At 65.2% G+C, this 12,080-nt stretch carries 12 protein-coding genes; 3 read left to right on the plus strand and 9 right to left on the minus strand.

Annotated features, from left to right (window positions below; all coding sequences use genetic code 11):
• The first annotated feature begins 205 nt into the window (after positions 1-205).
• Both OEL49_RS01280 and OEL49_RS01285 read left to right on the plus strand, forming a co-directional pair.
• Positions 206-628 (plus strand): ProQ/FINO family protein, encoded by a 423-nt coding sequence (locus OEL49_RS01280; RefSeq protein WP_152088854.1) that lies wholly within the window; start codon positions 206-208, stop codon positions 626-628.
• Positions 629-642: 14 nt separating this feature from the next.
• Complete coding sequence (locus OEL49_RS01285) at positions 643-1,110, plus strand: hypothetical protein (protein WP_287873803.1); 468 nt, start codon at positions 643-645, stop codon at positions 1,108-1,110.
• Between the two features lie 70 nt (positions 1,111-1,180).
• Here the strand turns inward: OEL49_RS01285 and OEL49_RS01290 are convergent, their stop codons facing one another.
• From OEL49_RS01290 to OEL49_RS01300, 3 genes are all read right to left on the minus strand, one after another.
• Positions 1,181-1,909 (minus strand): proteasome-type protease, encoded by a 729-nt coding sequence (locus OEL49_RS01290; protein ID WP_130458871.1) that lies wholly within the window; start codon positions 1,907-1,909, stop codon positions 1,181-1,183.
• Positions 1,910-1,985: 76 nt separating this feature from the next.
• Complete coding sequence (locus OEL49_RS01295; RefSeq protein WP_014238247.1) at positions 1,986-2,930, minus strand: alpha-E domain-containing protein; 945 nt, start codon at positions 2,928-2,930, stop codon at positions 1,986-1,988.
• Between the two features lie 151 nt (positions 2,931-3,081).
• Positions 3,082-4,497, minus strand: a complete 1,416-nt coding sequence (locus tag OEL49_RS01300; protein WP_172974662.1) for a circularly permuted type 2 ATP-grasp protein — start codon at positions 4,495-4,497, stop codon at positions 3,082-3,084.
• Positions 4,498-4,741: 244 nt separating this feature from the next.
• Between OEL49_RS01300 and OEL49_RS01305 the strand changes: the two genes are divergently transcribed.
• Positions 4,742-6,385, plus strand: coding sequence for a methyl-accepting chemotaxis protein (locus OEL49_RS01305; protein ID WP_014238249.1), 1,644 nt, complete (start codon positions 4,742-4,744; stop codon positions 6,383-6,385).
• A gap of 72 nt (positions 6,386-6,457) precedes the next feature.
• Here OEL49_RS01305 and OEL49_RS01310 read toward each other — a convergent pair whose 3' ends face one another.
• From OEL49_RS01310 to OEL49_RS01335, 6 genes are all read right to left on the minus strand, one after another.
• Positions 6,458-8,086 (minus strand): methyl-accepting chemotaxis protein, encoded by a 1,629-nt coding sequence (locus tag OEL49_RS01310; RefSeq protein WP_287873804.1) that lies wholly within the window; start codon positions 8,084-8,086, stop codon positions 6,458-6,460.
• Between the two features lie 164 nt (positions 8,087-8,250).
• Positions 8,251-9,429, minus strand: a complete 1,179-nt coding sequence (locus tag OEL49_RS01315) for an acetyl-CoA C-acyltransferase family protein (RefSeq protein ID WP_014238251.1) — start codon at positions 9,427-9,429, stop codon at positions 8,251-8,253.
• Positions 9,430-9,456: 27 nt separating this feature from the next.
• Complete coding sequence (locus OEL49_RS01320; protein ID WP_014238252.1) at positions 9,457-10,377, minus strand: CobD/CbiB family protein; 921 nt, start codon at positions 10,375-10,377, stop codon at positions 9,457-9,459.
• 168 nt (positions 10,378-10,545) lie between these two features.
• A complete protein-coding gene (locus tag OEL49_RS01325) occupies positions 10,546-11,172 on the minus strand; it encodes a CoA pyrophosphatase (RefSeq protein WP_014238253.1) in 627 nt (208 codons plus the stop codon).
• On the minus strand, positions 11,156-11,416 hold the full coding sequence (locus tag OEL49_RS01330; protein ID WP_014238254.1) for a hypothetical protein: 261 nt from the start codon (positions 11,414-11,416) through the stop codon (positions 11,156-11,158). Before OEL49_RS01330 ends, OEL49_RS01325 begins: the two co-directional genes overlap by 17 nt.
• Before the next feature lie 21 nt (positions 11,417-11,437).
• Entirely contained in the window at positions 11,438-12,040 is a 603-nt protein-coding gene (locus tag OEL49_RS01335; RefSeq protein ID WP_238526315.1) for a retropepsin-like aspartic protease family protein, read from the minus strand.
• Positions 12,041-12,080 lie beyond the last annotated feature (40 nt).

The following is a 12,080-nucleotide window of genomic DNA, read 5'->3' on the forward strand; positions in this document are numbered from 1 at the left end:
CCATGCCCCAGGACGGGTCACCCCCTGGAGAAGCGCATGGATACTGGGCCCCGGGCCGGCCGCCGGCCATCATCCGCACCATCCCGGAGCACATCTGCCCCTGGCGCACCAGGAACGGGAGCCCCAGCCCCCTGTTACAGCCCAGTTGCAGCATTTTCCCTGCGTGATAACCTCCCACCCTTCCGCATTTCAACCCAACACCCAGATGACCTCTCCCGCCTTCAGCACGCCCCGCGAATTCCTCGCCGAACTGAGCGAAAAATTCCAGGTTTTCCGCGACCACCTGCCCCTGGCCATCGGCATCAACCAGCAACTGGCCGCCCTGTATCCGGAAATCGACCCCAAGCTGCTGAAGGTGAGCCTGTTCCGCCACACCAACTCGGTCCGCTACCTGAAGAACATGGAGAAGGCCACCCAGCGCCACGACCTGCAGGGCAACGCCGCCGGCGAGGTGGCCGAGGAACACCGCCAGCACGCCGCCGAAGTGCTGAAGGAACGCTTCAAGAAACAGGCCGAACAACGCCGCGCCGAAGCCGCCGCCAAGAAGGCCGAAGAAGATGCCAAGAAGGCGGAAGCCCAGCGCGCCGCCAAGCTCACCGCCCTGGCCGAAAAATTCGGCCGCAAATAAACAGGAAAACCGCCATGGCCACCAAAGCCCCCGTCAAAGCCGCCACCGCCGCCAAGCCCGCCAGCAAGCCCGTCGCCAAAGCCGCCGTCAAACCGGCAGCGAAGCCCGCAGCCAAGCCCGTGGCCAAAGCTGCTGCCAAACCCGTGGCCAAGCCGGCAGCGAAGCCGGTCGTCGCCAAGCCGGCCGCCAGCACCAAGCCCGCCACCAAGCCCGTTGCTGCCGCCAAGCCGGCAACCAAAAGCGCCGCGCCCCAGCGCCTGCTGGGTGCCGCCGACCTGATGGGCGCCCTGGACCTGGCCGACGAGTTCTACGCCATCGCCTACAACATCGAGACCTCCCTGCTCAACGGCGGCGCCGTGCCGGGCCAGGACTACACCCGCCTGGACCTCTACCAGCTGGCCCAGCCCTTCGTCCTGGAACTGTTCAAGGGCAACGAGAAGTTCTCCTACGTCTATCCGGCGGTGGAAGTGAACAAGCCCTGAGCCGTTTCCCGGCCCAAGCAAAAGGCGCCCGCGGGCGCCTTTTTTGTTGCCTGCCGGCCCGCTCCCGGCCTTAGTCCCAGGCCGGGTCGGGCAGTTCGGCGAAGACCTGGCGCAGGCGTTCGCCCCATTGGGTGCGGATCTGGTTGAAGTAGGGATCGTCGGCGCCGATCTTGATCTGGTGGGTGACCTTGAAGTCCCCCCTCTCGTAGACCAGCAGATCCAGGGGCAGGCCCACGGAAAGGTTGGAGCGGATGGTGGAATCCATGGAGATGAGGGCACATTTGGAGGCCTCCTCCAGGCTGGTGGCCTTTTTCACCACCCGGTCGATGATGGGCTTGCCGTACTTGGATTCGCCGATCTGGAAATAGGGCGTGTCGTGGGTCGCCTCGATGAAGTTGCCGGCGGCGTAGATCTGGAACAGGCGCGGCTCCTCGCCGTGGATGTGGCCGCCGAGGATGAAGGCGGCGGCGAAATCGACGCCGAATTCCTTGAGGGCCGCCGCATCCCGCTGGTGCACCTCGCGCAGGGCGTCGCCCACCAGGCGCGCCGCCTCGAACAGGTTGGGGGCGTTGTAGAGATTGGGCTTGTCAGTGGCCGCCAGGTGCTCGTTCAGCACATTGACCACGGACTGGCTGATGGAGAGGTTGCCCGAGGTCATCAGCACCAGCATGCGCTCCCCCGGGCGCTCCCACACGGTCATCTTGCGGAAGGTGTTGATGTGGTCCACCCCGGCGTTGGTGCGGGAATCGGAAAGGAAGACCAGGCCGGCATCGAGCCGCATTGCCACGCAGTAAGTCATGTCGTCGTCGCTGTTTTTATGATGGTGAATAAAGGCCGGCGGCAGCTGCCGCCGGCGCCTCCCCGACTGGTGCGCCTCAGGCCGGCACCAGGAAGTCCTGGGAGATGCGGTTGCCCAGGTCGTAGATGTCGTCCATGAACTCGGTCAGGTACTCGTGCAGGCCATCCTCCAGCACGTCGTCGATGCGGCCGTAGTGCAGGCGCGAATGCAGCAGGCCGGCCCGGCGCAGGGTCTCGCTGGACTGGCGGTTGCCCACCAGGCCCAGCAGGTGATTCACCTTGTCCAGGCAGTGGTGCAGGGAACGGGGCATGTCCATGCGCAGGATCAGCAGCTCCGCCACCCGGGCCGGGGTGATGACGTCCCGGTACACCTTGCGGTACACCTCGAAGGCGGAAAGGGAGCGCAGCAGGGCGCCCCACTGGTAGAAGTCGGTGACGCCGCCCTCCTCCCCTTCACCGTTGGGCTGCAGGAAGTGGTATTTCACGTCCAGGATGCGGGCCGTGTTGTCGGCCCGCTCCAGGAGGCCACCCATGCGGATGAAGTGGGCCGCCTCGTCCTGCAGCAGGGTGCCGAAGGTGACGCCCCGGGTCAGGGCCGAGCGCAGCTTGACCCATTCGAAGAACTCGGTGATGCCGCCGGCCATGATCTGCTCGAAGCTCTGGGCCCGCAGGTCGATCCAGGCGGCGTTGATGGTCTCCCACATCTCCGTGGTGAGGGTGCCGCGCACGGCGTGGGCGTTTTCCCGGGCCGCCCGCAGGCAGCTGTAGATGGAGGAGAAGTTGCTTTCGTCCCGCACCATGAAGCGCAGCACGTTTTCCGCGCTGGGCTCGCCGTAGGCCTTGGCGAAGGGCTCTTCCAGGCTGTTGAGGACGATGATGGCGTTCCAGTTCTGGTTCGCCGCTTCCGGCGACTGGGGCACCAGGGACATCTGGTAGGTGACGTCCAGCAGGCGGGCCAGGTTCTCGGCCCGCTCGATGTAGCGGGCCATCCAGTAGAGGTGATCGGCGGTTCGGCTGAGCATGATGGTTTCCTAGTCTTTTTTAGCCACAGAGGACACAGAGATCACAGAGAACAAGCAGAAACGTTCCGGGTCCGCACGTTTCGCGGCAACACGCCGGCCGCAGCCACGGTCTTACCCTCTGTGTTCTCTGTGCCCTCTGTGGCAAGGTTTCTCATTCCAGCACCCAGGTGTCCTTGGTGCCGCCGCCCTGGGAGGAGTTCACCACCAGGGAGCCTTCCTGCAGGGCCACCCGGGTGAGGCCGCCGGGCACCATGGTCACTTCCTTGCCGGAGAGGACGAAGGGGCGCAGGTCGATGTGGCGTGGCGCCACCCCCGATTCGACGAAGGTGGGGCAGGTGGAGAGGGCCAGGGTGGGCTGGGCGATGTACTTTTCCGGGTTGGCGACAAGACGCCGGCGGAAGTCCTCGATCTCGGCCTGGGTGGAGGCCGGCCCCACCAGCATGCCGTAGCCGCCGGCGCCATGGACTTCCTTCACCACCAGTTCCGGCAGGTGGGCCAGGGTGTAGGCCAGGTCGTCGGGCTTGCGGCACATGTAGGTGGGCACGTTGTTGAGGATGGGCTCCTCCCCCAGGTAGAAGCGCACCATCTCCGGCACATAGGGGTAGATGGACTTGTCGTCGGCCACCCCGGTGCCCACCGCATTGGCCAGGGTCACCTTGCCGGCCCGGTAGGCCTGCAGGATGCCGGGCACGCCGAGCATGGAATCGGCACGGAAGACCTGCGGGTCGATGAAGTCGTCGTCGATGCGGCGGTAGATCACGTCCACCCGCTGGGGGCCCTGGGTGGTGCGCATGTAGACCGTGTCGTTATCGACGAAAAGGTCCCGCCCTTCCACCAGTTCCACCCCCATCTGCTGGGCCAGGAAGGTGTGCTCGAAGTAGGCGCTGTTGTAGGCCCCCGGAGTCAGCACCACCACCGTGGGATCGGAGACACCGTTGGGGGCGGAGGCCCGCAGGGTCTCCAGCAGCAGGTCCGGGTAATGCTCCACCGGGGCCACCTTGTGCTTGGAGAACAGCTCGGGGAAGAGCCGCATCATCATCTTGCGGTCTTCCAGCATGTAGGAGACGCCGGAGGGCACCCGCAGGTTGTCTTCCAGCACGTAGAACTCGCCGGCCCCGGCCCGCACCAGGTCCACGCCGGCGATGTGGGCATAGATGCCGGCCGGCACGTCCACCCCGCGCATGATGGGACGGAATTGGGCGTTGCCCTCCACCTGCTCCCGGGGAATGCGCCCGGCCTTGAGGATTTCCTGGTCGTGGTAGATGTCGTGGAGGAACAGGTTGAGAGCCTTGACCCGCTGCTTGAGGCCGGCCTTGAGGGCCTTCCACTCATCTGCCGGGATGACCCGGGGAATGATGTCGAAGGGGATCAGCCGCTCGGTGCCGGCCTCCTCGCCATAGACGGCGAAGGTGATGCCGACGCGGCGGAAGGCGATGTCGGCCTCGGCCCGCTTGCGGGCGATGCGTTCGTCAGGGGTTTCGGAAAGCCAGCGCCGGTAGGTCTGGTAGTGGGAGCGGACGGCGCCGTCGGCACCGTTCATTTCGTCGAAGAAGCTGGGCTTGTTCATGATGGTCGCGCCATGAGGAAGGGCGACAATCAAATAGCAGGGGTTGTGCCAGGATCATAATCGCTTGATCCTTAAAGGACTTCCGGGGAATTGGCGGAAGCGGCGCCAGAAAACGGTGCCACCATGCACCATGGGCAGAAGCGGGCGCACCAATTTGAAGCAGAAAAGTGTGATTTCCTTCACAGCATGGCTGGTGGCGGAAATATAATGCGCACTTCATGTTTCATATAGTTTGGACAATCCCATGCTTGATCAACTTTCCCTGCGTACCCGACTCCTGGCGGTGGTGCTGGTGGCGCTCCTGGGGGTCCTGGCACTGGCGGCCATCGCCGCCTTCAATACCCGCTCCCTCATGCTGGATGAGAGAAAGGGACAGATTCGCGCCATCACCCAGGGCGCCTACAACGTGGTCGCCTACTATCAAAGCCAGGAAGCCGCCGGCAACCTCAGCCGCGACGAGGCCCAGGCCCACGCCAAGGCGGCCGTGCGGCAGATCCGCTTCAACGGCCCCGACGGCAAGAGCGACTATTTCTACATCTGGACCCCCGACGGCATCAGCGTCATGCATGCCCTGAAGCCGGAATGGGAAGGCAAGCCCATGGGCGACCAGGTGAAGGACGGCAGCGGCAAGCTGATCATCCGGGAACTGGCAAGCCTGCTGCAGAACCAGGCCACCACCTACATGGACACCCAGTTCGTCAAGAAGGCGGGCGACCCCACCATGTATCCCAAGGTGCTCTACGCCCAGAAATTCCCGGCCTGGGACTGGATCATCGGCACCGGCGTCTATATCGACGAAGTGGACCGGGAGTTCCAGCAAACCCTGATCTACCAGGGCCTGCTGGCCCTGGTGGTGCTGGCCCTGATCGGCAGCATCTGCTACCTGGTGACCCGCAGCGTGCTCAAGCAGATCGGCGGCGAGCCGGCAGCCGCCACGGCCATCATGCAGCAGGTGGCCGGCGGCAACCTGCATGCGGCCATCGGCCAGACCCAGCCCGGCAGCCTGCTCCATGCCCTGAGCCAGATGGTGCTCTCCCTGCGCCAGATGCTCACCGAAATCCGCCAGGACGCGGAAACCCTGGCCAGCAACTCCCAGGCGATCAGCTCCGCCTCCAGCCAGCTGGCCGACACCACCGGTGCCCAGGCCGATGCCACCTCCTCCATGGCCGCCGCCATTGAACAGCTGACGGTCAGTTCCAGCCACATTTCCGACAGCGCCGAGGAGACCCAGGGGGATTCCCACAAAGCCGTGGATCTCTCCAAACAGGGCCGGGAACGGGCAGAGCAGGCCGCCGAGGCCATGCAGCGCATCGCCGCCACGGTATCCGAAGGTTCCACCCGCATCCGCACCCTGGATCAGCAGGCCAACCAGATTTCCTCCATTGCCGGCGTGATCAAGGACATCGCCGGGCAAACCAATCTGCTGGCCCTCAACGCCGCCATCGAGGCGGCCCGGGCCGGCGAGGCGGGCCGTGGTTTCGCCGTGGTGGCCGACGAGGTGCGCAAGCTGGCGGAACGGACGTCCTCCGCCACCATCGAAATCGAGCAGATGATCGCCAGCATCCAGAGCGAGACCAACAACGCGGTGCAGTCCATGGACGACGCCCTGCCCCAGGTGGAACAGGGGGTCAGCCTGGCCCAGGCGGCGGCCGAATCCCTGGCCAATATCGAGGCCGGCGCCCTGCGCACCCTGGAGCACATCCAGGAAGTAGCCAATGCCATCCGCGAACAGAGCGCCGCCAGCACCTCCATCGCCCAGCGCGTCGAAGCCATTGCCCAGACGGTGGAAGAAACCAGCACCACCATGAACAACACCATGACCTCTGCCCAGGATCTGGAGCGGGTGGCCCACAACCTGAAGGGCCTGGTGAACCGCTTCCAGACCTGAGGCCGGCAACGCCCAATGAAAAAAGCCCGGAGCTTCGGCCCCGGGCTTTTTTTGTGGACCTCGTCGACCGGCTTAGCGCCCGGGCTGGAACTGGAAGTAGGCGATGAGGTTGCGCAGTTCGCCGGCGGTGGCCAGCAGCTGTTGCACATTGCGCTCCGCCTCGCCGATGGCGGCGGCGTTTTCCTCGATCAGGGCGGCAATCTCGGAGACGCTCATGGCCACGTCCTGGCTGGCCTGGGACTGCTGCACCGTGGCCTGGGCGATGTGGCGCGCCATCTCGTCGATGTGCTGCCCGTCCTGGACCACTTCGGCCAGGCTGACCCCGGTCTCGCCCATGGCCTCGTCGTTGTGCCCCACCTGGGCGCCGGCGGATTCGATGCTGCCGACGGCGCTTTCGGTGATCTTCTGGATCTCCGTCACCATTTCGGCGATTTCGGCAGTCTGCAGGCGGGTGCGTTCGGCCAGCTTGCGCACCTCGTCGGCCACCACGGCGAAACCGCGCCCCGCCTCGCCGGCCCGGGCCGCCTCGATGGCGGCGTTGAGGGCGATGAGGTTGGTCTGGTCGGCGATCTCCTGGATGCCCTGGGTCACCACCCCGATACGGTTGAGGGACTGGAACAGGGTGGCCATGGTGTTGGAGGCGGTATCCACCGCCGAAACCACGGCCCGGGAGGCCTCCCGGCCCTGGATCATGCGCCGCTCCACCCCGGCGATGCGCTCCCGGGTAGTGCCCACGGCGCTGGCCGTCTCCTGGGCATCGGCCGAGACCTGTTCCACCGTGGCGCTCATCTCTTCCATGGAGGCGGCGATGCGGCTCACCGAGTCGGACTGGGACTCGGACTGGGAGGAGACGCTGGACATCTCCAGGTTGAGCTGGGTGGTGTTGCCGCTGACCCGGTTCGCCGCTTCGGCAATCTCCGCCAGCATGACCTTGAGGTGAGCCTGGGTGGTGAGCAGGGAATCCTGCAGCTTGCCCACCTCGTCCAGACGGTCGTGCCACAGATCTTCCGACAGGTCGCCCTGGGCTACCCGGTCCAGGCTGCTGTTGGTGGCATCGATGGCGCGGAAGATACCCTGCTGCAGGCCGATCTGCACCGCGCCAGCAACCAGGCCGGTGAGACTCAGTATCTGCACCAGGGCGACGATGCTGTCGGCGGAAAAGCCGATGCCGCTGCCGAACCAGACGCCGATGCCGGTCAGCAACTGGGCCGCCATGACGAACAGGGTGAGGCCGGCCATCTTCTTGCGCAGGCTGACCTTGCGCCAGCCGCCCGGCCGGGGAATGGCGCCGCCCCCCTTGCCCAGCTTGGCGTAAAGAGCCTCGGCAGACTGCACCTGGGCCCGGGAGGGCTCGGTGCGCACCGACATGTAGCCGATGGTCTGACCCTTCTGCCGCACCGGCACCACCAGGGCATCGACCCAGTAATGGTCGCCGTTCTTGCAGCGGTTCTTGACGATGCCGCGCCAGGGGCGCCCTTCCTTCACCGAGATCCACAGGTCGGCAAAGGCGGCCGGCGGCATGTCCGGGTGGCGCACCAGATTGTGGTTCTTGCCGATCAGTTCATCCCGGGTGAAGCCGCTCAGCTCGACGAAGGTGTCGTTGGCGTAGGTGATGATCCCCTTCAGATCGGTTTTCGAAACGATGTACTTGCCCTTGATGAAGGGCACTTCAACTTGTGTGACGGGAAGATTGTTTTTCATGTTTCCCTACTACTCCCTGAGAGCCACTCTCATTTGGATGGCCTCGCGATGTTATCTCAACTTCATTACATTTGCCCTTAGCATGAATCACAGATCGTGCCCGGTAGACGAAAAAAAGCCCGACGGGATGGCTCCCGTCGGGCTTTTCAGCCTAAGCCGTTGTTTTAGATGCGTTCGTAGATGGTGGTGATACCCTGGCCGCCGCCGATGCACATGGTCGCCATGCCGTAACGGGCACCGGTACGCTGCATTTCATGCAACAACTTGGTGACAATGACGCCGCCGGTTGCACCAACCGGGTGCCCCAGGGCAATGGCGCCGCCATTGACGTTGGTCTTGGCGGGGTCCAGGCCCAGGCCCTTGGCCACGGCCAGGGACTGGGCGGCAAAGGCTTCGTTGGACTCGACCAGGTCGATCTGGTCCAGGGTCAGGCCGGCCTTCTGCAGGGCCAGCTTGGAGGACGGGATCGGACCTTCGCCCATGATTTCGTTGGGCACGCCGGCGATGGCGTAGGACACCAGGCGGGCGATGGGCTTGTGACCTGCAGCGGCGGCCTTGGCGGCATCGGCCAGCACCAGGAAGGCAGCGGCGTCATTGATGCCGGAAGCGTTGCCGGCGGTGACGGAACCGTCCTTCTTGAAGGCGGCCTTCATCTTGGCCAGGGCCTCCATGGTGGTGGCGCGGGGATGCTCGTCGGTATCGAAGACCACGTCGCCCTTCTTGGTCTGGAAGGTGATGGGCACGATCTGGCTCTTGAAGCGGCCTTCGGCGATGGCCTTGGCGGCGCGGTTCTGGGATTCCAGGGCGAAGGCGTCCTGCTCTTCCCGGGTCAGGCCCCACTTGGTCACCAGATTTTCGGCGGTGATGCCCATGTGGCCGACGCCGAAGGGGTCGGTGAGGACGGAGACCATGGCGTCGATGGCCTTGGTGTCGCCCATGCGGGCGCCGGAGCGCAGGGCCGGCAGCAGGTAGGCGCCGCGGGACATGACTTCGACGCCGCCGCCGATGGCGTAGTCGGCGTCACCCAGCATGATGGCCTGGGCGGAGGAGACGATGGCCTGCATGGCGGAACCGCACAGGCGGTTCACGGCGAAGGCCACGGAATCCATGGACATGCCGCCCTGGATGGTGGCCAGGCGGGCGACGTAGGCGTAGCGGGTTTCGGTGGGGATACAGTTGCCGACGGTGGCAAAGGTCACGGCCTTGGGGTCCACACCGGCACGGGCAATGGCTTCCTTGACGACCAGACCACCCAGCTCGGCGGGCTCCATGCCAGCCAGGGAACCGCCAAAACCACCCACAGCGGAACGAACGGCGGACAGAACTACGATTTCCTTGCTCATGAGCATCTCCTTGTTATAACTGACTTATCAACCCACCCAAGTGGCGAGCCCGATCAACAGCAACAGCAACAGCCACAGCACCAGGGCCCGCCAAACCAGGCCCACCGTGCTCTGCATGAAATCCACATCGGCTTCTTCGCCGACCCCCAGTTCGGCCCGGTCGGTGACCTCACCGCCTTCCACCAGGGGCTGGCCGAGACGCACGCCGAGGGCACCGGCACCGCTGGACAGCACGATGCCCAACTCGTGGTCAGCCCACTGGCCGGCCTGGGTGCGCCAGCAATAGACCGCATCCTCAAAATCGCCGACCACGGCGAAGGCGGCAGCGGTGGCCCGCAGGGGCAGCCAGTCGATGATGGCAAAGATTTGTTGCGAAAATTTGCCAAAGTCGCCGAATTCTTCATCCTGCCGCTGGCCCCAGCGCTCGGCCAGAATGCCGGCGAGGCGGTACAGCACCGCACCGCAGGGACCGGGAAGCAGGACGAAACAGAGGATCACCGCAAAAACATGGCGATGGGAAGCGGCCAGGGCCTCCTCGATGGCCAGGCGGGCCACCTCGCTGGACGACAGCCCTTCGGCGGAACGGCCCCGCCATTCGGCCAGAAGCTGTCGGGCCCGGGGCACGTCGCCCATGCGCAGGGCCAGGTGAATGTCGGTGAAATGGTGGCTGAACTGGCGGAAGCCCATGGTCAGATACAGCACCAGGACGTTCCAGGCCCACCCCAGCAGCGGCGTCACAGCGCAGAGCAGGTAATAGATGCCGGCCGCCAGCAGCACCGGCGGCAGCACGGCGGCCAGCCAGGCGATCAGGCCATGCCGCGAGTCGCCGGCGTTGAGGCGCGACTCCAGGAAGTCGGCATAGCGACCCACCGGTTCCAGCAAAAGGCGATTGGGTAGCGGCCGGAACTGTTCGAGGAACAGGGCCGCGATCAGGGAAAAAAGGCTCATCCCGAACTTGAGGCGCGATGTTGATCGGAAGCAGGGAGCCGCCTGGCAGGTGGCTCGGCGCGGAAACCACGCAACCGCCAAATGCTTTGCCAGCGCCCCTGTCGGAGAAGGTCCAAGATAACACATTTCGCCCCGGCCTGCAGATGACAGCCGGGAGCGGCAGGCATCCTACAGCGGTGTCGCCGGGTAGCCGAGACGGTCGGCCAGGGAGACGATCATGCCGGCGGTGGCGCCCCAGATGAAGTAGTCGCCATAGGGCATGGCGAAATAGTGGCGCAGCCGCCCCCGCCACTCCCGGGAGTGGCGCTGGCGATTGGCCGGGTCCAAGAGGAAGGCCAGGGGTACTTCGAAAACTTCGGCCACCTCGAAGGGGTCGGGCCGCAGGGTGAAGGGCGGGCGCACCAGGCCCACCACCGGGGTGACGCGAAAGCCAGTGCTGGTGCGGTACTCCGGCAGGTAGCCGAGCACTTCCACCAGCTCCGGGGACATGCCGATCTCTTCCTCGGTCTCCCGCAGGGCGGTGTGGATGGGGGACTGGTCCACCTCCTCCACCCGGCCGCCGGGAAAGCTGACCTGGCCGCCATGGTCCCGCAGGTGGGAGGTGCGCTGGGTCAGCAGCACCGTGGGATGGCTCTCCCGCAGCACGATGGGAAAGAGGACAGCAGCCGGCGTCAGGGTTTCGTTGCCGATGCCGTCTTCCAGGATCGGCGGGGCCGCCAGGGGTTCGGCGGAAAGGCTGGCACGGAGGCGCTCCAGGTCCACCACGCCGGCCGGACCGTCAATGGGTTTCAGCACCGCTTTCCTCGATCTCGGCACTGACGGCCTGCAGGGCGTCCTGCAGGGTTTCTTCCGGCAGGCGGTTGATGTGGGTTGCCACCAGATCGGCGGCCTCCACGGCGCCGACCGGCAGGCGCTTGCTGTCCAGGCCGGCGATGAGGCTGGCGGCGGCACCGACGATCTGCAGCAGCAAGTGACGCTCGCCCATGAGCAGTTCCAGTTCTTCGCGCAACAGGGCGATTTCCTGATCACGTTGGGGCATTGGGGGTTCCTCCAGGGGGAATCAATAACGTTTTTTTAGAATCATGCGCTGCCCGTCCCGCTGCATTTCCATGCGGTTGAGAAAACTCATGCCGAGCAGGGCGATGGGCATGTCACTCTCGTGCACCAGGCCATCCACATCGGTCAGGGTGACGTCACCGATGCGCACGGTGGACAGAAGTACCTTATACACCCGCGCCGTGCCGTTGGCTGTCTGGGTATAACCGACCTGGGCATTACGCAGGTCGAGGCCCAGACGGCGGGCATCGGACGCGCCGATGGAAACCATGGTAGCACCCGTGTCCACCAGGAAGCGGATGGTGCCGCCGTTGATGTTGCCGGTGGCGTAGAAATGGCCGCTGGCATCGGAAGACAGGGTCAGGGTGGGGGTGCGGTCGGAAGATTGCTGGGAGACGACGCTCTGGCCCACCCGCAGGGTGCGCCGCTTGCCGTCCACCTCGATGATGGCGGCACCGTCCTCCACCGCCACCAGCTTCACGCCCTGCTCCGTCTTCTGGCCCACGGCCACGCCCTTGGGCGGGGCGCCGTCGATGACCAGCAGGGCCTTGTTGGGGAAGACGCCGGCAATGCCGACTTCGACAGCCTGCAGGGGCGATGCCAGCAAAAGACATAGGCATGACAGCCAGCCCAGACTAGAATGCCCC

This window comes from Azospira sp. (assembly GCF_030247495.1).
Taxonomy (GTDB): Bacteria; Pseudomonadota; Gammaproteobacteria; order Burkholderiales; family Rhodocyclaceae; genus Azospira; species Azospira oryzae.